Source organism: Sorangium aterium (assembly GCF_028368935.1).
GTDB classification, from domain to species: domain Bacteria; phylum Myxococcota_A; class Polyangia; order Polyangiales; family Polyangiaceae; genus Sorangium; species Sorangium atrum.
Genome location: NZ_JAQNDK010000003.1, coordinates 919,514 through 938,435 on the forward strand (window position 1 = coordinate 919,514; position 18,922 = coordinate 938,435).

Annotated in this window: 19 protein-coding genes; 11 read left to right on the plus strand and 8 right to left on the minus strand. The window is 69.2% G+C overall.

Going from position 1 to position 18,922, the window contains the following annotated elements:
* The first annotated feature begins 329 nt into the window (after window positions 1-329).
* Together POL72_RS27700 and tnpA are read left to right on the plus strand one after the other, a co-directional pair.
* The gene (locus tag POL72_RS27700; protein ID WP_272098733.1) at window positions 330-1,442 is read left to right on the plus strand and encodes a hypothetical protein; all 1,113 of its coding nucleotides are present in this window, start codon (window positions 330-332) and stop codon (window positions 1,440-1,442) included.
* A gap of 276 nt (window positions 1,443-1,718) precedes the next feature.
* On the plus strand, window positions 1,719-2,009 hold the full coding sequence (gene tnpA / locus POL72_RS27705) for an IS66 family insertion sequence element accessory protein TnpA (RefSeq protein WP_272098735.1): 291 nt from the start codon (window positions 1,719-1,721) through the stop codon (window positions 2,007-2,009).
* A gap of 28 nt (window positions 2,010-2,037) precedes the next feature.
* Here the strand turns inward: tnpA and POL72_RS27710 are convergent, their stop codons facing one another.
* The 4 genes from POL72_RS27710 to POL72_RS27725 all read right to left on the minus strand — a co-directional run bounded on the left by POL72_RS27710 (window position 2,038) and on the right by POL72_RS27725 (window position 5,188).
* Window positions 2,038-2,295: a hypothetical protein gene (locus tag POL72_RS27710; protein WP_272097398.1), complete on the minus strand. Its 258-nt coding sequence runs from the start codon at window positions 2,293-2,295 to the stop codon at window positions 2,038-2,040.
* Entirely contained in the window at window positions 2,292-3,107 is an 816-nt protein-coding gene (locus tag POL72_RS27715) for an ExeA family protein (RefSeq protein WP_272097399.1), read from the minus strand. Before POL72_RS27715 ends, POL72_RS27710 begins: the two co-directional genes overlap by 4 nt.
* Window positions 3,104-4,453, minus strand: a complete 1,350-nt coding sequence (locus POL72_RS27720; protein ID WP_272097400.1) for a DDE-type integrase/transposase/recombinase — start codon at window positions 4,451-4,453, stop codon at window positions 3,104-3,106. The genes POL72_RS27715 and POL72_RS27720 overlap by 4 nt, the downstream gene beginning before the upstream one ends.
* A gap of 126 nt (window positions 4,454-4,579) precedes the next feature.
* A complete protein-coding gene (locus tag POL72_RS27725; protein ID WP_272097401.1) occupies window positions 4,580-5,188 on the minus strand; it encodes a DUF6431 domain-containing protein in 609 nt (202 codons plus the stop codon).
* 583 nt (window positions 5,189-5,771) lie between these two features.
* Between POL72_RS27725 and tnpB the strand changes: the two genes are divergently transcribed.
* On the plus strand, window positions 5,772-6,143 hold the full coding sequence (gene tnpB, locus POL72_RS27730; protein ID WP_272098738.1) for an IS66 family insertion sequence element accessory protein TnpB: 372 nt from the start codon (window positions 5,772-5,774) through the stop codon (window positions 6,141-6,143).
* Between the two features lie 120 nt (window positions 6,144-6,263).
* Window positions 6,264-7,862 (plus strand): IS66 family transposase, encoded by a 1,599-nt coding sequence (gene tnpC, locus POL72_RS27735; RefSeq protein ID WP_272098739.1) that lies wholly within the window; start codon window positions 6,264-6,266, stop codon window positions 7,860-7,862.
* 486 nt (window positions 7,863-8,348) lie between these two features.
* Here the strand turns inward: tnpC and POL72_RS27740 are convergent, their stop codons facing one another.
* Together POL72_RS27740 and POL72_RS27745 are read right to left on the minus strand one after the other, a co-directional pair.
* Window positions 8,349-10,043 carry a recombinase family protein gene (locus POL72_RS27740; RefSeq protein ID WP_272098741.1) on the minus strand — a complete coding sequence of 565 codons (1,695 nt, stop codon included), beginning with the start codon at window positions 10,041-10,043 and terminating at the stop codon, window positions 8,349-8,351.
* Window positions 10,044-10,149: 106 nt separating this feature from the next.
* On the minus strand, window positions 10,150-10,524 hold the full coding sequence (locus tag POL72_RS27745) for a hypothetical protein (protein WP_272098743.1): 375 nt from the start codon (window positions 10,522-10,524) through the stop codon (window positions 10,150-10,152).
* A gap of 577 nt (window positions 10,525-11,101) precedes the next feature.
* On the opposite strand from POL72_RS27745, the gene POL72_RS27750 reads away from it, so the two are divergent.
* From POL72_RS27750 to POL72_RS27770, 5 genes are all read left to right on the plus strand, one after another.
* The gene (locus tag POL72_RS27750) at window positions 11,102-11,767 is read left to right on the plus strand and encodes a hypothetical protein (RefSeq protein ID WP_272098745.1); all 666 of its coding nucleotides are present in this window, start codon (window positions 11,102-11,104) and stop codon (window positions 11,765-11,767) included.
* Window positions 11,768-11,969: 202 nt separating this feature from the next.
* Window positions 11,970-12,536, plus strand: a complete 567-nt coding sequence (locus tag POL72_RS27755; protein ID WP_272098747.1) for a sigma-70 family RNA polymerase sigma factor — start codon at window positions 11,970-11,972, stop codon at window positions 12,534-12,536.
* An 11-nt stretch (window positions 12,537-12,547) separates the two neighbouring features.
* Window positions 12,548-13,015 (plus strand): nuclear transport factor 2 family protein, encoded by a 468-nt coding sequence (locus tag POL72_RS27760; protein WP_272098749.1) that lies wholly within the window; start codon window positions 12,548-12,550, stop codon window positions 13,013-13,015.
* Window positions 13,016-13,066: 51 nt separating this feature from the next.
* Entirely contained in the window at window positions 13,067-13,822 is a 756-nt protein-coding gene (locus POL72_RS27765) for an alpha/beta fold hydrolase (protein WP_272098751.1), read from the plus strand.
* 12 nt (window positions 13,823-13,834) lie between these two features.
* Entirely contained in the window at window positions 13,835-14,185 is a 351-nt protein-coding gene (locus POL72_RS27770; protein ID WP_272098753.1) for a hypothetical protein, read from the plus strand.
* A 166-nt stretch (window positions 14,186-14,351) separates the two neighbouring features.
* On the opposite strand, the gene POL72_RS27775 is transcribed toward POL72_RS27770, so the two are convergent.
* On the minus strand, window positions 14,352-15,140 hold the full coding sequence (locus tag POL72_RS27775; RefSeq protein ID WP_272098755.1) for a hypothetical protein: 789 nt from the start codon (window positions 15,138-15,140) through the stop codon (window positions 14,352-14,354).
* 159 nt (window positions 15,141-15,299) lie between these two features.
* Here POL72_RS27775 and minC point away from each other — a divergent pair, with 159 nt between their 5' ends.
* On the plus strand, window positions 15,300-16,130 hold the full coding sequence (gene minC / locus POL72_RS27780) for a septum site-determining protein MinC (RefSeq protein WP_272098757.1): 831 nt from the start codon (window positions 15,300-15,302) through the stop codon (window positions 16,128-16,130).
* Window positions 16,131-16,136: 6 nt separating this feature from the next.
* Here the strand turns inward: minC and POL72_RS27785 are convergent, their stop codons facing one another.
* Window positions 16,137-17,879 (minus strand): ABC transporter substrate-binding protein, encoded by a 1,743-nt coding sequence (locus POL72_RS27785; RefSeq protein ID WP_272100020.1) that lies wholly within the window; start codon window positions 17,877-17,879, stop codon window positions 16,137-16,139.
* Window positions 17,880-18,203: 324 nt separating this feature from the next.
* On the opposite strand from POL72_RS27785, the gene POL72_RS27790 reads away from it, so the two are divergent.
* The gene (locus POL72_RS27790) at window positions 18,204-18,875 is read left to right on the plus strand and encodes a cyclase family protein (RefSeq protein ID WP_272098759.1); all 672 of its coding nucleotides are present in this window, start codon (window positions 18,204-18,206) and stop codon (window positions 18,873-18,875) included.
* The last annotated feature ends 47 nt before the right edge of the window (window positions 18,876-18,922 follow it).

Genomic DNA, 18,922 nt, shown 5'->3' on the forward strand with positions numbered 1-18,922 from the left:
TTGGCGGGGGGCAGGGCGTGCAGCTCTGTAACAGCGGCGGTACAGCACTCGGCCCATGCATGGGCTGTGACGGAATCGGTGGCGCCTCTAGCACCTCGACGTCCGGCGCCGCGTCGTCCAGCAGTTCGTCGCCTACGACCTCGAATTCGGGTTCCAGCAGCAGCGGTACTGGGTTGCCGTGCGCCGCGCCATCCGACTGCCCTTCGCCCGGTAATGTCTGCATCACGGCCACGTGTATGGACGGCAACTGCGGCTTCGCTCATCTCCCGGCTGGAACACCGCTGGCGACGCAGACACCGGGCACGTGCCAGAAGGCTGTCTGCACCGGGATGGGCGGCACGACGATGATCGTCGACAATGAGAACGTACCAACTGCTCTCAGCCCGTGCCAAGTTGGTATCTGCGCCGGTGGTGTGCCCGGGGCCTCGAATGTGCCCGACAGTGCGACGTGCAACGCTGGCGGGACTCAGTGCTGCGGCGGCGTCTGCATCGACACCACCGCCGATGCCAGGAACTGCGGAGCCTGCGGCCACAGCTGTGAGGAGGCGACATGCGCGGGCTCGATCTGCGCCTTCGTTTCCGGACAAAAGGAGCCCTGGGGCATCGCGCTTGACGCGACGTACGTCTACTGGACTAACGTTGGCACCATCAACCAGGACGGCACGGTAATGAAGGTGCCGAAAAGCGGTGGCACGCCGGTAGTCCTCGCCTCAGCGCAGGCTCTTCCCGTCGGCATCGCGGTCGACGCAACCAACGTCTATTGGATTAACAGTGGCACGCCCGACCGGAGTGACGGCGCAGTTATGAAGCTGCCCCTCGCCGGGGGCCAGCCGACGGTACTGGCGTCGGGCCAACATGGACCGCTCAACGTCGCTGTGGACGCGACCCACGTCTACTGGACCAGCAAAGACGGAGGCGCCGTGATGAAGATGCCTATCGCCGGAGGCGTCCCAGTGACGCTTGCCTCAGGGCTACGTAACCCGTGGGATATCGCGCTGGACGCCACCAGTGTCTATTGGACGAACTACAACGGTGGCTCCGTGATGAGTGTTTCCAAGAGTGGAGGTGTCCCGGCGATTCTCGCATCCGGGCAGAATGTTCCATGGGGAATCGCGGTTGATGCAGCCAACGTCTACTTCACGCGCAGCGATAACGGCGGCATCAACGGCGCGGTGCTCCAGATGCCGAAGGGCGGTGGGCACCTCGTCACGCTCGCCGCGAAGCAGAACGGTACTCCTCACGGCATCACGGTGGATGCCACTCACGTCTACTGGGGCTACTACGATGGATCGCTTTTCAAGGTGCCTATTGGAGGCGGAGCGCCCACTGTCATCGCCTCCAATCAGCCTGCCCTGGCGGACTTGGCTGTCGATGAAACAAGTATATATTGGATCAATCAGGTCACCATGTCCAAAGGGACCGTGATGAAGGCGCCGAAGTAGGACGTAGGACTAGGACTGAGCGGCTCGTTGATTTCAGGCGGCGCGTGTAAGTCGTGAAGGATGGCGGGGAGCTGCTCAACAAGCGCGGCGGCAGGTAACCGCCCGCCCATCGCCATGGGCGTGCTCCCTTGCGGTTGCCGCCGGGGTCGAGGATGCTGGACGCAGGGCGGCGCCGGCCCGCGGCCCGCATTGGCACGGGAGGACGGTATGCGTCCGGTGACCCGCATGCTGTTTTGGAGCCTCTGCGCTGCGTAGAAACCCGCGCCGGAGGTGTGGATGGACGAGAGCAGACGCATCTGGCGTGAGCGGGTGGCGCGCTGGCACAAGAGCGGGCAGTCCGCCCGCGTGTTCGCGGAGCAGGAAGGGGTCAGCGCAGGCACGCTCTACTCCTGGAGCCGCCGGCTGGGGATGAAGCGGAGCGAGTACCGGCGGCGCTCGGAGAAGGCGACGCTGCCCGCGTGTTACCGAGCAGGCTGCTTGATGGCCGGAAGATCCGGCTCCGTGATGGCCATCGTCGACCCGGATCTCCGCTCACCGCGATTGCAGCGAGGCGAGGCACCGGGGTGACTGCGGTGGTCGCAGAGCGCCGGTGCGTTCAGTCGGTGTGGAGGGGGAGGCGGTCATCGCCGTCGAGGACGGCGTGGTAGCGAGCGAGAGCGTGGTCGAGCCGATCGAGGTAGTGGAGCACGACGTCGACGGCGTAGAGGCGAGGGCAAAGCGGATCCGGGTCGCTCGGGTAGGGCGCGGTGAGCGCGTCGCGGGCGAGCGCGAGGGAAACGACGAGGGCGGCGACTGCGCTGCCCTCGACGTCACCGCGCCGCGTGTCCCCCTCGGCCAGGGGGGCGGGGTTCATCCGGGCTCCTCTGCGTCCAGTTGCAGGATGCGGCTGAAGACATCGCGCTCGACGAGCTTGCGCTTCTTGCGCGCAGCGGCTCGAAGAGCGGCCGTGGCGAGTCGGTCGGTGTCGCGCAGGCTGCCGGCGGCCGCCTCGTGCAGCATCGCGATCGCGTCGGTGGTGAAGAGCTCTTTCGCGCAGCCGACTCGGTTGAGACGTACACGCAGATAGTCGGCCGTATCGTCCGGCGTGAGCGGATCGATGGTCAATCGGTAATGGAGGCGCGAATACAGGGAGCGATTGCGGCGCACGCGGAGCCGCTCGCCGAGCTCGGGCAAGCCAAGCAACACGAGCGAAAGCAATGCGCGGCTATCCCAGGCGTAATTAAGGAGTATGTGAAGATGATCGAGTGTATCCTGATGAAGTAGATGGGCCTCATCGAGGACGAAGACCGGAAATACTCGTTCCTTCGCGAGTTCCTCGACGTGCGTGCTGACCGCGTAGAAGACGTCTCCAGCGGTGCTGCAGCGCGCGAGACCGAGCGCCAGACAGAGCTGGCGATAGAAGTCCCGGCGTCCAAGCGTCACGTTGGCGCAGTAGGTCAAGCGAAACGTCTGCGGCGAAAGGGCATGACGGAGCGCGCGGAGGAGACACGTCTTGCCAACGCCTGGGTCACCAGCGAGGAGCACGCTCTTTCTGGCGTGCACCGCTTCGATGAGCATCTCGAGTATCGCCTGCTTGGACGGAGGGAGCCAGAGCTCGCCGTCTTCGACCTCCTTTGAAAATGGCTCTGCGGTGAAGCTGAAGTAGCTACAAAAGTCCATGGTCATTCCTCCTCGCCATCGCGGGGCGTTCGTCCGAGAGCCTTGTCCAGAAGCGTTTTCGGCGGGTCGAAGGGCACCCGCGCCTCGTGCGCGACATCAAGGTTGCAGGCCGGCCGCGGGCGACGGGCGTTCTTCACCGGATCGACCCGGTGCAGGGCGAAGCGTTTGCCCTCGTGTTCGATCCAGGGCGGCTCGTTCGGCGTGACGAGGCACCGCGACACCGTGACGAGGTGGCCGGCGAGGAAGCCGAGATCGGTCTCCCAATCCTCTCCATCCATCGAGAGCGTGCTGTCGCGTCGGACGCGCCGACGGGCCTGGGTCGTGAGCGCGTCGCGGAGCTTCCGCTCGTCGAGGTTGTCGGTGACGTGGGGATACCCCTCGTACACCTGCGCGGGGGATTTGCCGAAGAGCGCCGCGTGCGGTGTGCGGTGGTAGTGCTCGTCGACCCAGGCGTAGAGCCGGACGTTGAGGTCGTGCAGCGAGCCGAGCGCTCCGGTGAAGTCCACGCACCTCTCTCGCAACGTCCTCCAGAAGCGCTCCATCTTGCCGCGCGCGGGGGCGTCGTACGGACGGGCGTGGATCAGGGTAGTGCCGAGTCGCTCACACGCCAGGTGCAAGGTGTGCCCGCGGTAGGTCGAGCCGTTATCCAGGTAGAGGGCGTCGGGAGCGCCATGTTTGCGCAGTGCTCGGATGAAGAGCGCCAGCATGTCGACCTCCCGCTCGGCGCTCATCGCCTCGATCGCGAGGATGTACCGGGAGGCGTCGTCGAGCAGCGCGTGGATCCGCACCGGCGCCACGCTGCCGCCAACGAGGATCGGTGACACATGACACACGTCGCCGTGCCACAGAGCGCCGGGGTGCTCGGCCTGCCAGCGCAACCGCACCTTGCCGCCCGTGCGATCGCGCAGCGCGACGCGATCAAGGCGGTGTTCGGCGTACAGGCGTCGCACCGTGGTGGCGGAGATGGCCTCCTTGTCGATCCGGCCCGCCGCGATCAGCGTGTCGAGGATGAGCGAGACCGAGGCGCTCGGGTGCTCTTCTCGAATGTCGAGCAGCATCTGCCGTTGCTCGGGGGTGAGCTCGCGCGCCCGTCCCTTGTCCTTGCGGGGCTTGGGACGCAAGCCTTCGAGACCTTCGGTCTTGTACGCGTAGTACCAACGCTCGAGCGTGGGGACCGAGTAAGTGCGCGGAGAATGGGCGCGCGGTGGGCGAAACCGCTGTTTGCTCAGGTCGGCGAGCGCTTCGGCGAGCTCTCCCCGGTCGAGCTCGCGGTGCATGAGCGAGCCGATGATCTCACTGCGATAGAGCGCTACCGCTTCCGCGTGGTCCTTCGGCTTGAGGGGGTCTTGCACGTCGTGTCCTTTCCGGACCGGTGACACCGCACCGGCCGCACAGCCATCCAAGCGCAAGGCGCTCCGCCGACCGAGGATCCAGCCGGGTGGAGCCCGACATGAGCCCGAGAAGCGGGCCGCTCGCCATCACGCAGCTCGCGCGGCGCCGGCCATGACGGCGGCCTCGAGGACCTCGGCCGCAAAAGGCGCCATCGCGACGAGCGTCATCGCGGCCCGCTCGGCCCGCTGCCGCAGCGAAGCAGCAAGGGGACTGGGGCGGACTGACGGAAAGAGGCGCCCCTGGTCGATGGCGCGTAACCAGCGCCGCACGGTCGCCCAGCTGTCGGCATCGAAGCTGGCAGACCAGGGGCTGACACGCCGCCGCACCTCGATGAGCGCTGCACTGGCGATGCCGACGAGCAGCAGGGCCAGACCGATCGCCGTCGCGGCGAAGTGCCGTCGCGGTGCGACGCCCCGCGGTACGACCGTGATCGTCGCGCCGCAGCGGCGGCATCGATAACGGCGCACCTCGATCGTGACGAGCCCGCCGCGCTCGCCGGCAGCCAGCGGCCCGCGTACCTGCCGGGACCGCGAGCCGTGACCCCACAGCCCCAACCCGCCCCCCAGCGGGCAAGCCGCGGCACCGCAACGCGGGCAGCGGGCTGGCCGCGCGCGATCTACGGTGGGCGGTGAAGCGAGCCAGCCTTTGACATCGAGGTCCAGATGGACGATCTGTTGAGGGCTCCGCTCTTTCAAGCGATTCGGAGCACGACGGGAGGGGGCACGCGGCCAAACGAGCTCCTCCCGTCGCCTATTTTGTGGCCCGCGCCGCGCCGATGCTCCGCTCCTGTCGCTGACCTACCCCGTTCGTGACGCGGACGGGCGAGGAGTCGTGCTGGTAATTTTCGGGAGACGAAGGGAATGCGCGCTCCCTCTTTTCCTGTGCACCCGCATTCGACCGACGCGATCGTGCTCAGGAGGAGCTACGCTGAGAATTTGATCGAACGCGGCGCAATGCATCGCCGGAGAAGGTCCTGGCAGCTTGCTGCCCCCGGACAACGTCGCCATCGACCATGATCCGCCTCGGCGATGGTGCGCTGCGGTGAGCCGGCCGCCCCGCCATCAAAGAGCTGGCTCGACAAGCGCATCATCGGCATCAACGACGGTGCTCAGTAACACCCGCGTTGCTGCCTGTGGTGGTCGCCCCGTCGAGCGCTACGGCGTGCTCGCCGGGCACCGCGCTCGAGATCGTGTTTCCGGACGGAGCGGTCGTGCGCGTGCCGCCGACGTTCGACGAGGATACGCTGGCGCGCGTCGTTCGCGCACTCGGAGGCGTGCGATGATCCCGGGCCGCGTCTCGATCTACGTCGCCACCGAGCCGCTCGACTTGCGCCGATCGTTCGATGGCCTCGCCGCCGTCGTGCGCGAGGTGCTGCGGCAGGATCCGCTCTCTGGAGCGCTGTTCCTCTTTTTCAACCGAGCAGCCGACCGCTGCAAGGCCCTGTGGTGGGACCGCAGCGGGTATTGCCTGCTCTACAAGCGTCTCGAGCGCGGGACGTTTCGAGCCCCGCGTGCGGTCACGCCGGGAGCTACGAGCGTCGTCATCGACGCGGCCGAGCTGGCGAAGATCCTCGAGGGCATCGCGCTTACGCCGTCGAAGCTGCGGCGAGACGTGCGCCTCGGCGAGGTGGCTCCGCCTCCAGGCTCATGATCTCATCCGACCTGTCCGCGCTCTGCCGGACATCGCGCGCGCCGCATTGCCTCGAGAGCCCTTCTTTTTCCTGTAACAACCCTCTTCAAAAAGCAAAAAGTCACGAGTACTTACCGCCTCGTGAGCAAGTCGCTCGATGAGCAGATTCATGAGCTGAAGGACAAGCTGGCGCGCGCCGCGCACGAGCGCGACGAGTACCGCAAGCTCTACGAGCTCGCCAGCATCGAGCTGGAGCGGCTTCGCCGCCACATCTTCGGCCAGAAGGCCGAGCACGTCGACCCTGGGCAGATGCAGCTCGCCTTCGACGCCATCGTCCAGATGCTCGCGGGGGCAGCGGCGTCACCCGATACCGGCACCGCGAGCACGCCTGAGGACGACGGCGCTGCGCCAGGAGGCGGCTCTGGGGGCAACGGCAAGGGGCGCAGGAGCACCCCGCACGGACGGCAGAAGCTGCCCGAGCACCTGCCGGTCGAGCGGATCGAGCTGCTGCCGCCCCAGATCCGCGATGAGCGCGCCGCCGAGATGGTCCGCATCGGCGAAGAGGTCTCCGAGACGCTGGAGTGGAGACCCGCGAGCTTCGTGCGGCTGCAAATCGTGCGACCCAAGTTTGCCACCAGGGGCGAGCCCGAAGCCGGCGTCGTCATCGCGGACGTAGCCGACAGCCCCGTGCCCCGGTCGCTGGCCGGGCCAGGGCTGCTCGCGCACGTGCTGGTGAGCAAGTACGGCGATCATCTGCCGCTGCATCGGCAGGAGAAGATCTATGAGCGCCAAGGGGTGCACCTGGCGCGCTCGACGCTCTGCGGCTGGGTGGGCTCGTGCGCCGAGGTGCTGGGCTATCTGGTCGCCGCCATGGCCAAGGACGCGCTCTCGGCCCATTGCATCGCCATCGATGCCACCGGGGTGCTCGTGCAGGCCAAGGACAAGTGCCGGCGTGGACACTTCTGGGTGCTCGTGGCCGACCGCGACCACGTGCTCTTCCGCTTCACGCCGCGTCACAACCAGGATGGCCCCAAGGAGTTTCTCCGCGGGTACAAGGGCTACGTCCAGGCCGACGCATCGAGCGTCTACGAGGAGCTGTTCCGGACCGAGCAGGTCACCGAGGTCGGCTGCTGGGCCCATTGCCGCCGGCGCTTCTTCGAAGCGATGTCGTCGGACCGGGAGCGTGCGATGACGGCGCTCGGCTTCATTCACCAGCTCTTCGCCATCGACAAGGCGACCAAGGACCTGGCCCCCGGTCGCCGCACCGAGCAGCGCCGAAGCCATGCCCAGCCCGTGCTCGATGCCTTCCGCGCGTGGCTCGACAGCGAGGAGCTGCTCGTGCTGCCCAGGAGCCCCATCGCTGGCGCCATTGGGTATGCGCGCAACCAGTGGCTCGCACTCATCCGCTTCCTTGAGGATGGGCGGCTCCGCCTGGACAACAACCGCAGCGAGCTGGAGCTCCGCAGAGAGGCACTCGGGCGTAAAAACTGGATTTTCGTGGGCAGCGACGATGGGGCGGAGTGGAACGCCATCATCGTGTCGCTGATCGCCTCCTGCGCCTTGCACCAGATTGACCCCTGGGCCTACCTGCGCGACGTGCTGATCCTGCTGCCGAGCTGGCCGCGCGAGCGGATCCTCGAGCTCGCTCCCAAGTCCTGGAAGCAGACCCTCGAGAACACCGACGCTCGGCAGCGGCTCGCTGACAGCCCGTGGACGGCGCCGGTCACGCTGGCCGCGTGAGCGCATCGAAGCCTGCTCTGCGCCACGGGTAACGTCCGGCGACGTCGCGCTGGGCGTGGGCGCCGCTCGCCGGCGTTGCCGCGGCGGCGCCGCCTCGGCGCCATCGATCGCGGCGAACGCGCTCGCCTTGCCGGGGCGCCGCCTTCGCACGCCCGCGTCACCGGTGCCGCGCTCCTCTGGCGTCGCTTCGGGGTCCCTCAGTCGGGTCTCGCCACCGTTGCCGGTGCCCTGCCGTCGCTCTCGCATCGCACGGCAAGCCTATGTCCCTGGCCTGCTCGACGTCAGGATGGGCTCTGCCGAACGGATACGGAGGAGGCCCGGCGAGGGCGTCTTCGCCCGCGTCGGAGACCGAGGCGCGCTTCGTTCAGGGCGCGTCGGCAGCGGTCGGAGCAGCGCTCGACGATCTCGCCCAGGCGTCGGGCAGCAACTCGTCCAGCCGGTCGCGCGGCCAGCCCGCCTTCCACTTGCCACCCACCGAGCGGCGCATCAGCTCTGCCGACGCTCGACCGGAGCGACGGCACGTTCTGGCGAGCCGAGGTAATCACGCGCAGACATGGTTGGCGCAGGTAGCGCAGCGACGCTCGGGGACAGCGAGGCGGTGGGCAAGGGGGCCGACAGCGCAGCGACGTTCGGCGCAGGGCGGAGCGCTGGCAATTCCTGCGCGCCATGCGCCGCTGATATCTGCGACGGATCGCGCCATGTGGTCCTGATCTGCTTGTCCTTCGTTGCCTCGACTTTCGAGGAGAACGAACGGATAATTGATCGTTGGATGTCTAGCGGCAAAACATTCCACTCGTCAACTATCTGTTGAACATAAGCGCGTGCATGCTTTCGAGTCTCGACGGTGTCGTTGCCTGCCGTTTCCTTGAACTCGGCTTCCTTCGCCTCGATCGCTGCAAGCGCGTCGTCGAGGCGATTCAGTTCTGTCTTCACGTCGTCAACGGTGAAGAGACCCGTTGCGACAAATTCCACGACTCGCTGTCGCGACATCTTGATCTCGCGGCGCTGGGCGGCAAAGTCTGGCTTCTCGATTTGACGCGGCGGTCTAGTCAGCGAAGTGAGGAGCGAGCGAGCAAACGTCAAGAATTGCTCGCTTGCGGCAGCGTCCGCGTCCGGCTGGCGAACCCACGCGCTGAGCTTGCAGCGGACGCCTTTCTCCTTCTGCTCCACATGGCCACGGCAGACGTAGTAGCCCACCTTGTGTCGGCCGCTGCGGTCCACCGGACGGGCAGCGACGCTGCCGCCGCATTCCGCGCAACGGCAGAAGCCGCGCAGCAAGTAGTTCGCCGTCGCGGACGTGTCCTGGGGCTTCCTCCCGCGACGACGGCCTCTCAATGCAAGCTGGGCGTTGTTGAATGTCTCATCGTCGATGATCGCCTCGTGTGCAGGGATCCACTCGGCCGGAAGTTGCACGACGCCGCGCGTGGCGCTCGGCCGCACGCTGGTCTTTGCGACACGGCCCGTGTAGGTACGGTTGCGCAGCGCGGTAAGAACCCAGGCGCGCCCGAACGCCTTGATGCTGCCGTACTCTTGACGAAGCCGCTTGGCGGTCGCGAATACGCTATAGCCTTCAAGGCAGAGCGCGAACATGCGACGCACCACCGCGGCGTGCTCCGGAACCACGCGGAGGGGGAGCGGTGTCTTCGTCCCTTTGGGCTTGGGCTGACGTTCGTAGCCGAACGGCGGATGCCCTTCGACGAAGTGCCCTTGTGCGCGCAGGTGCTTCCGCCCCCCTTCGGTTCGCTCCTTGATCCGACGGCGCTCCTGCTCTGCCCCGACCGCCCAGTTGGCGAGCGTGTCCTCTGCCATCGGCGAGCGCGAATCGAACCCCTTGTCAATGGCGACGAACACGGCGCCCTTGCGCATGATCTGCCGAACGTTCTTGACAATGAAGACCACGTCGCGCCCGAAGCGGTCGATGTCCGTCACGATGACCATGTCCCCCCGGCGGACGTCCGCCAGGAGCGCGGCGACCTTCTTCCTGTTCGCCTCGTTCTCCTCGCCGCCGCTCTCTACCTCCGGGAACAGGATCGGCGCCGGCAGCGAATGGAGCCGGCAGTAGTTGCCGATCTTCTCGGCCTGGGCGTCCAGGGAGACGCCCGCGATCTCCTGCTCCCTCGTCGAGACGCGCGGGTAGCCGAGCGTCCGCCGGATCGCGGCGTTGGGGGTTGCGTCTTTCATTTGTTTCACCTGTCCGAAAGGTTGATCATGCTCCAGCTCGCACGGCTGAGCAAATCGCCGGTTTTGGCCGGGATTTCGGCCTCCTCTGCGTGTACTAAAAGTTCCGCTACTCTGGGTGGGGAGCGTCGCCGCGCTCCTGGGCGGAGAGGCGCGCCGGGGCGAGATCGCGCACGAGCTCGCGCCCCTCGTCGAACGCGAGATCCTGGTGCGGCGCCGCGAGAGCCGCTTCTCGGGCGAGGAGGAGCTCGCGTTCCGGCATGCGCTCCTCCGCGAGGGGGCCTATGCGACGCTGACCGAAGGCGACAGGACGCTCGGGCACAAGCTCGCCGGCGCGTGGCTCGAGCAGGCGTCGGAGCCCGCTGCTGCAGTCATCGCCGAGCACTTCGATCGGGGCGGCGACCCCGCCCGCGCCGCCGACGGTTACCGGCGCGCAGCGGCGCAGGCGCTCGCTGGAAACGACCTGGAGGCCGTGTTTTCCCACACAGCTCGCGCCCTCACGCTCGGCGCGAGCGGCGAGGCGCGCGGGGAGCTGGCGCTCGTTCGGACCGAGGCGCATCACTGGCGCGGGGACATCGCCGAGGCGCTGCGCTGGGCGCAGGTGGCGATGGAGTCGCTGCCCAGGGGCAGCGCTCGCTGGTACGTGGCCGTGGGCGACGTGGGCCAGACCGCGGGCAGGCTAGGACATCACGAGCGGCTGGTGGCGCTCGCCGATGCGCTCGCGGGCGCCTGGTCCGACGACGCGACGACCGGCCCGGCGGTGATGGCCGCCACGCGGGTGGTGGTGCGGCTGTTCTTCGCGGGCATCTACGATCGGGCCGAGCTGCTCCACGCCCGGATCGAGGCCGTCGCCGGGCGGTTCTCGGGCGACCCGGCCGTGAGCGGGCCGATCTTCCGGGCGCTCAGCGTGCGCGCGCAGTTCGCCGGCCACCTCGATCGCTGCCGGGCGCTGACGGAGGCCTCGCTGCTGCTTCGAGCAGACGGGCGACGTCCGCAACGCCTGTGTCGCCCGCGGCAACCTCGCGGAGGCCGAGATCAGGCTCGGCGCTTACGCCGAAGCGGTGGCGCTCCTCCGCGGCGCGGTGGCCGACGCCGAGCGCATGGGGCTCGAGCGCGCGGTCATCACGGGCCGACACAACCTCGGCTTCGCCCTCGGCCGCCTCGGCGCTATCGAGGAGGGGCTCGCTGTCGAGTCGGAGGCTGTCACTGCCGCCATGAAAGGCGACTGGCGGAGCATCGAGGGGGTCTCGCGCGCCTACCTCGCATGGCTCTTGCGGAGCGCGGGTGAGCTCGAACGCGCCGAGGAGGAGGCCCGGCGTGCGGTGGCGCTGCTCGAGGCGGCGAAGCCGTTCCAGGTCGTGGCCCGAGCGACGTGGGCCGAGGTGATGCTCGCGCGCGGGAGGCCGTCCGAGGCGCTCGCCGAGGCGCGTGAGGCGATGGCGCTGCTCGCCTCCCTCGGCAAGGTCGAGGAGGGCGAGGAGCTCGCCCGCCTTGTCTACGCGCGGGCGCTCGAGGCGATTGGCGACCATTCGGCAGCGCGCGCTGCCATTGCGGACGCGCGCGACCACCTCCTCGCGACCGCGGCGCGGATCGACGATCTCCGCCGTCGCGACGGTTTCCTCCAGAACGTCTCCGAGAATGCGCAGACATTGGAGCTCGCGCGGGAGTGGCTCGGGGCCGCTGCCATCCTCCCGGCGTTTGCTGGGGACGGCCGGCCACCGGCGTAGGCGTGAGAGCTGATTCAAACAGCGCTCTGGGCGATCAGCCGAGCGAGCAATCAATCCTTCTCACCGTTCGTGACGCCGCGCGATTCTTCGGGTCCGACTGGTTCAACAGAATCGTGTCAAAGCACTAGTACATCGCGCCGTGGCGCCCGCAGACACGCTTGCGCCCCTTCCCGAACCCGTTCACCATCTCGCCCGGCGAGGCATGCCGACGGACCATGGCGAAGAAGAGGCAGCCGTCCTGGCCGCGGCGCGCGCCGGAGACCACGCGGCGTTCGCCGCGTTGAGCGAGCGCTACCGCCGCCAGCTTCGCGCGCACTGCTATCGCATGCTCGGCTCGTTCGACGAGGCCGAGGACATGGTGCAAGAGGTCCTGCTCCGCGCCTGGCGTGGCCGCGAGGGGTTTCAGGGGCGATCGCTGTTTCGCACCTGGCTCTACTGCATCGCCACCAACGCCTGCCTGAACGCGCTGGAGCGCGCCCCGCCGCGGGTGCTGCCGCAGGACCTGGCGCCGCCGGTCACCGCCTCCACGCCGGCGTCGCAGGCGCGCTCCACGCCGCCCTGGGCGCCGGAGGTCCCGTGGCTCCAGCCGTTCCCGGACGACCTGCTCGACGCCGAGCCGCCCGCCGACGCCGTGGTAGAGGCGCGCGAGACCATCGCGCTGGCGTTCCTGGCCGCCCTGCAGCACCTACCGCCGCGCCAGCGCGCCGTGCTCATCCTGTCCGACGTGGTGGCTGGTCGGCCGCGGAGATCGCGGAGCTGCTCGAGCTGACCGTCCCGTCGGTGACCAGCGCGCTCCAGCGGGCGCGCTCGACGCTGCGCGCGCGCTTCCCCGCCGGGGCGCCGGACCCGTCTGCCGGCGCGCCGGTCACGGGTCGCGAGCGCGCCGCGCTCAAGGTGTTCATGGACGCGTGGGAGCAGGGAGACGCCGCCGAGCTGACCCGGCTCCTCCGCGAGGACGCGCGCTGGGCGATGCCGCCCGCGCCGCTCTGGTTCGACGGCCGCGCGGCGATCGCCACCCTGCTCGCGCTGTTCCCGCCCCGCTGGCAGGGACGCGAATTCAGGATGGCGCCGGTCGGCGCCAACCGGCAGCCGGCGGCCGCGGCCTACCTGCGCCGCCGGGGCGAGGCGGTGTTCCGGCTGTCGGGGATCCACGTGCTGCGCGTCTCTGACGGCCAGATCGCGGAGATCACGACGTTTTCGGCCGAGCTGTGCGCCGGGTTCCGGCTGCCGCCGACGCTCACCGATTAGTTTTTCACCGCCTCGGGTCTACGCGACAGGACCGCGGAAAGGAGACCCGAGATGAAGAAGACGACCTCCAGGGACGGCACCACCATCGCGTTCGACCAGACCGGTCAGGGGGCGCCGGTGATCCTGGTGCTGGGCGCGTTCAACGACCGGATGACGGGCGCGCCGCTGGCAGCGTACCTGGCGCGGCGGTTCACCGTGCTCGCGTATGATCGCCGGGGGCGCGGCGACAGCGGCGACGCGGCGACGTATACGATCGACCGTGAAGTCGAGGACCTGGACGCGGTGATCCAGGCCGCGGGCGGCGCCGCGGCCGTCTTCGGCTACTCCTCCGGCGCGCTGCTCGCGCTGGCCGCCGCGGCGCGCGGCCTGGCCATCACGCGGCTGGCGCTCTATGACGCGCCGCCCGGCCAGCCCGCCGAGCACACGCAGGCTCTGGCGTCGCTGGTCGCGGCCGGACGTCGCGGCGACGCCGTGGAGTACTTCCAGCGGCGCATGGTCGGGATCCCCGACGAGGTTGTAGCCCAGCTCAGGCACGCCCCCTTCCGCCCCGCGCTGGAGGCGATGGCGCACACCCTGGTCTACGACGCGACGATCGTCGCCGACGGGCACATCACCGCCGCGCTCGCGGAGGTCCGCCAGCCGACGCTGGCGATCGCCGGCGGCGCGGGCGCGCCGGTCATGCGCCGGGTCGCCGAGACGCTCGCCGCGCAGCTGCCCGGCGGACGGGCGGTCACGATCGAGGGCGCCACCCACGACCTCGCGCCCGCCCTGCTCGTGCCGGTGCTGGAGCGGTTCCTCGACGGGTGAGCGTCAGCGGGCGTGCCCGCGCTCCACGCGCGCGGGAGGCCGTCCGAGGCGCTCGCCGAGGCGCGTGAGGCGATGGCGCTGCTCGCCTCCCTCGGCAGGGTCGAGGAGGGCGAGGAGCTCGCCCGCCTCGTGTACGCTCGGGCGCTCGAGGCGATCGGCGACCAACCATCGGCGCGGGCCGCCATCGCGGACGCGCGCGACCACCTCCTCGCGACCGCGGCGCGGATCGACGATCTCCGTCGTCGCGACGGTTTCCTCCAGAACGTCTCCGAGAATGCGCAGACATTGGAGCTCGCGCGGGAGTGGCTCGGGGCCGCCGCCATCGCCCCGGCGTTTGCCGGGGACGGCCGGCCACCGGCGTAGGCGTGAAGGCTGATTCAAACAGCCCTCGGGGCGCTCAGCCGAGCGAGCAATCAATCGTTCAAGCCTGAGCGCGCCCCGCTCACTTCATGGATGTTACGAGTCGCAGCCCACGTCCCGCCCGTTCAAGAAGGCTGCTTGAACGACGTGCCGTCGCGCGCCGACTGGCCTAGAACCATGTCTCCCAGCGGCCGCTGTCGATCTCGGCCGCGTGCACCGTCGCGGAGATGCGGTCGCGGTCGCCCGGGAACGGCTGTATCTGGTGCAGGCGGTAGCTGTCGATGACCAGCGCGCCGCCAGGGCTGTAGCCGGCGACGAGGCTCCGCGCGGACAGCGCCTCGTCGCGCGGGTCGTCTCGCCCATCGTAGAGGACGTCCCAGAGCTTCAGCCCGCCGTCCGCGTCCGGGAGCTCCAGCATCACGACGACCGTGATCGCACGGAGCCGGCGGGCAAGGTGGTAGTCGGAGAGCCCCTCCGTATCGAAGTGCACGACGCCGCCTTCACGCGCGACCTTCTCCCCCGCAGGGAAGATATGGACGCCTGGCCCGCAGAACCCGCGCCGGGGCTGCGCGAGCCCGCCGGTGAGCGCCGCGACGAGCTCGCGCATCCGGCGCTGGAGCCCGGGGAGGTGGCGCTCGACGCGGGCGTCGGAGGCCGCCGCATCGGCGAAATAGACCCGGGAGCGCCCCTGCTCCAGGTGCGTGTAGAAGGCGCGCCCCAGCGAGAACTGCTCGCCTCCGAAGTCGGCAGTCCACTCGGCCTGGGCTGCGCGGACCCCTGCGACGAGCGCGGCGCGCTCCGCCTCGGCGAACACGCGCGGCACCTCCAGCGCGAAGTGGTGATCGAGCGCGTCGACGGGCCGGAGCATCGCGCGCGGGGACGCTGGAGAGGAAGCGGCGGAGGGCGGGCCGGGCGGGGGATCGAGCCGCAGTACGGAGGCGCGGCGCGCGGTCGGCATGGCCAAACCACCGTTAGCACCGCGCGAGCCGGCCAGCCAAGCAGCGGCGCGCCGGCCGCGCCGCGAGGCCCGGAGCGCCTACCGGTTTTTCCCGCGCGAGCCGCCGGATCCGGGTTACAGTGCCGCCGCGGGAGCACCTTTTTGCGAGCGAGGACAGCGATGGTGTCGGGCAGGCGAGGGGAGAAGCGGCAGGAGCAGCAGGCGTTTGCGCTCAAGGGCACGATGCCTGCCATCACGATGCTCTGTCTGAAGACGGCGAATGTCGCGGCCGTCGAGCGTCAGCTCGCCGACCACATCTCGCAGATGCCGCACTTCTTCCTGCACCTGCCGATCCTGCTCGACCTGGCGGAGCTCGGCGACGAGCCCGTCGACCTCGGCGCCCTCGCCGGGCTGCTGAGGAAGCACAACCTCGTGCCCATCGCCGTGCGCAACCCGACGGACGCCCAGCGCGAGCGGGCCGTCGCCGCCGGCCTCGGCGTGCTGCGGACGCCGCTCACGCGCTCGTCCCGCCAGGCCGGGTCGGCCGAGGGGAGCACCCCCACGCCGGGCCCCGTGGCGGTAGGGCCCGCGCCGGACCGCGGCGCGTCAGGGGCCGCCGCGGCGGCGCCCGCCCGCCGCCCGAGGGACGCCGCCCCGGCGCCGGACGCGGCCGGGGAGCCGCCGCCGGCGGGGCTCACCGTGCGGCAGCCGGTGCGCAGCGGGCAGGTCATCTATGTGCCGCACGGCGACCTCGTGGTCCTCTCGCCTGTCAGCTCGGGCGCGGAGCTCATCGCGAACGACAACATCCACGTCTATGCGCCGCTCCGCGGCCGCGCCATGGCCGGCGCCCACAACAACGCGGACGCGAGCATCTTCTGCATGAGCCTAGAGGCGGAGTTCGTCTCGATCGCCGGCCGCTACCTCATGGCCGACGAGATCCCCGACGAGCACCGCGGCAAGCCCGCCCGCATCTCGGTCCAGAACGACGGGCTCGTGGTCACGCGGCTCTAGGGCGCGTCACCTCGGACGGAGCTCGGTCAGGACGAGCAAATACTCCGGGGGGTTGTTCGGCGTCAGCTTCGCGTACGGGTTCTCCATCGTCGGGAAGCCGGTGAACCGCTTCGTGCTGTACTCGCCCCACGACGGGTTGTTGAAGAGCGGGATCACCGGCGCGGCCTGCACGAAGATCATCTGCAGCCCGTCCAGGATGCGCTTCTGATCGACAGGGGCCGTCGCGGACTCGAACGCGTGGAACAGCACGTCGGCCTCCCTTGCGCCGAAACGGTGCCAGTTGCGCGGCGCCACCTCGCCGAGCGGCTTCACGAGATCTGCGCTCATCAGATCGCGATAAAAATTGTACGGCGTGGGCTCGACGCTGGTCCAGCCCATCGACAGATCGAACAGGCCCCTCTGCAGCGCCGCGTAAAACGCGCTGAAGTCATATGTCTTCATCGACGCGGCGATGCCCACGCTCTCCAGGTTCTGCGTGATGATCTGCACCGCGCGCACCCAGTCCGACCAGCCGCTGACGACGTTGATGTCGAAGTGCATCGGCTTGCCGAGCCTCGTCCGGATCCCGTCCGCGCCCCTCGGGTAGCCCGCCTCGTCGAGGATCTGGTTGGCCCGCTGCGGATCGAACTTCACCCAGTCGCCCGCCTCCACCGCCTTGTCGCTGCGAAACCGCTCGTAGGAGTCGTCCAGCCCCGTCGCGTCCGCGCCATGCGTGTAGTTGTCCGCCGCGAGCTTGACGATCTGGTCGCGGTCGATCGCCATGCTGATGGCCTTGCGCACGCGCACGTCGTCGAACGGCTTCTTCGTGGCGTTCGGGTACAGCGTGGCGGTGCCCCCGACGAGCGGGAACCAGTAATGATGGTTCGCCGGATCCTTGGCGACGAAGACCCGCTCGATGTCCGGCACGAAGGCGCCCGCCCAGTCGATCTCGCCGTTGACGAGCGCCAGGGTGACCTGGTCGTTGCTCGGATACGCCGGGAAGCGCAGCCCATCGACCGCCGGCTTGCCCTCCTGCCAGTAGCGCGGGTTCTTGCCGAGCTCGTACACCTGGTTCTGGAAGACCTTCACCTCGGTGAAGGGCCCTGTCGCCACGGGGTTCTCGTTCGCGAACGTGACGGGGTCCGCGACTTCCTTCCACACGTGCTCCGGCACGATCGGCTGGTGGCCGATGTAGCTGAGCCCGGGCACATAGGGGCGCCTCAATACGAACTCGACGGTGGTGTCGTCGATCGCCGTCACGGCGCCGAGGAACCGCCACACCCCCGCGAGATCGAGCGCCGCGTGCTTCTTGATGAGCGCGAACGTGAACGCGACGTCCCTCGCCGAGAACGCCTGTCCGTCCGACCACTTGACGCCGGAGCGGGTCGTGAAGGTGAGCTTCTTGTTCGCGTCGCTCCACGCGTAGCTCGTCGCGAGCCACGGCGTGTACTCGCTCCGCATCGTGTTGTAGACGAGCATCGGCTCGTAGATGCCGGCGACCGTCGGGAAGCGCGCGCTCCCCTCGGGGAGGAGGGGGTTGAAGTTGCGCACCCAGGTGGCCTGCTGTTCCCTCGCGATCGTGACCACCGTGGCCCGCTTCGGCGGGGGCTGCTGCGCGGAGCCGGCCCCCGCCTCCTGCGCCGACCCCGCCGGCGTCGCCGCCCGCTCCGGAGCGGCGGACGGGTTCTCGCTGCCATTCTTCGAACGACAGCCCGCCGCGGCGCAGGTGGACAGCAGCAGCGCCGACAGGACGAACGCGCGGCGCGGCATGGTTCGACTCATCCCAGACATCCACCTCTCCACGCGGGCGATCTCGACCCCCCGCGACGCTCCGTTCCCGTGACCGCTCCAGCGACGACGCCCGGACCCGCGCCCGCCGAGGCACCCAGGCACGACGCTCGCCCCCGTGAAGCATCGGGCCAGGTGTCGCCGCGCTCGCACTGTATCGGCGCATGTGAGCACATGTCAACTCGACCGGCTCGCGCCCGATTTCTGGATCTCCTCGCGTCCTCCCGCGAAACTGGCGGTGGCTCGGGGCCCCGACCGGGCGCACAGGAGGCTCCGCCGCGCGGAGCCCCTCCCGAGGAGCGGACCGTGACCACCCCCGTCTCACGAAAACTCGTCGACCTGAGCCACACCGTCGAGCACGGCATGACGACGTACAAGGGCGTGCCGGCGCCCGTCGTCTGCGATTTCCTCTCACGCGAGCAGTCCCGCGGCGTTTACGCGGAAGGCGTCGAATTCCACATCGGCCGAATCGACATGGTCGCAAACACGGGTACCTACGTGGACAGCCCGTTTCATCGCTATGCGAATGGCAAGGATCTCGCCGGCTTGCCGCTCGAATCGCTGGCCGATCTGGAGAGCGTTGTGGTCGAGGCGCGGGGCCGGTCCGGGCGGGCGATCGACGCTGACGCGTTCGACGGGCTCGATCTCGCCGGGAAGGCCGTCCTCGTGCGCACGGGCTGGAGCGCTCACTGGCGCACGGACGGCTATTTCGAAGGACACCCGTACCTGACGCGGGACGCGGCGCGGCTCCTGGCCGGCGCAGGCGTCGTGTTCGTGGGCGTCGACACCTACAATATCGACGACACGGCCGATCCCGCGCGGCCGGTCCACTCCCTCCTGCTCGGAGCGGACATCCCGATCTGCGAGCACATGACGGGGCTCGATCAGCTCCCCGCCGCCGGAGCCCGCCTCTTCGCCGTCCCGGTGAAGGTCCGCGCCTTCGGCACGTTCCCGGTCCGGGCGTTCGCCATCGTGTGAGCCGCGCAGGGCGCTCGGTGGAAGTCCGGTGAGGCGCGGGCTTGGCT

What these genes read in the sequence shown, in the direction of transcription:
- POL72_RS27700 (WP_272098733.1), top strand. Translation starts at nt 330, where the DNA reads ATGGGCGGCACGACGATGATCGTCGACAATGAGAACGTACCAACTGCT.
- POL72_RS27765 (WP_272098751.1), top strand. Translation starts at nt 13,067, where the DNA reads ATGAAGAAGACGACCTCCAGGGACGGCACCACCATCGCGTTCGACCAG.
- POL72_RS27715 (WP_272097399.1), bottom strand. Translation starts at nt 3,107, where the DNA reads ATGACCATGGACTTTTGTAGCTACTTCAGCTTCACCGCAGAGCCATTT.
- POL72_RS27740 (WP_272098741.1), bottom strand. Translation starts at nt 10,043, where the DNA reads ATGAAAGACGCAACCCCCAACGCCGCGATCCGGCGGACGCTCGGCTAC.
- POL72_RS27775 (WP_272098755.1), bottom strand. Translation starts at nt 15,140, where the DNA reads ATGCCGACCGCGCGCCGCGCCTCCGTACTGCGGCTCGATCCCCCGCCC.
- minC (WP_272098757.1), top strand. Translation starts at nt 15,300, where the DNA reads ATGGTGTCGGGCAGGCGAGGGGAGAAGCGGCAGGAGCAGCAGGCGTTT.
- tnpB (WP_272098738.1), top strand. Translation starts at nt 5,772, where the DNA reads ATGATCCCGGGCCGCGTCTCGATCTACGTCGCCACCGAGCCGCTCGAC.
- POL72_RS27755 (WP_272098747.1), top strand. Translation starts at nt 11,970, where the DNA reads ATGCCGACGGACCATGGCGAAGAAGAGGCAGCCGTCCTGGCCGCGGCG.
- POL72_RS27710 (WP_272097398.1), bottom strand. Translation starts at nt 2,295, where the DNA reads ATGAACCCCGCCCCCCTGGCCGAGGGGGACACGCGGCGCGGTGACGTC.
- POL72_RS27785 (WP_272100020.1), bottom strand. Translation starts at nt 17,879, where the DNA reads ATGCCGCGCCGCGCGTTCGTCCTGTCGGCGCTGCTGCTGTCCACCTGC.
- tnpA (WP_272098735.1), top strand. Translation starts at nt 1,719, where the DNA reads ATGGACGAGAGCAGACGCATCTGGCGTGAGCGGGTGGCGCGCTGGCAC.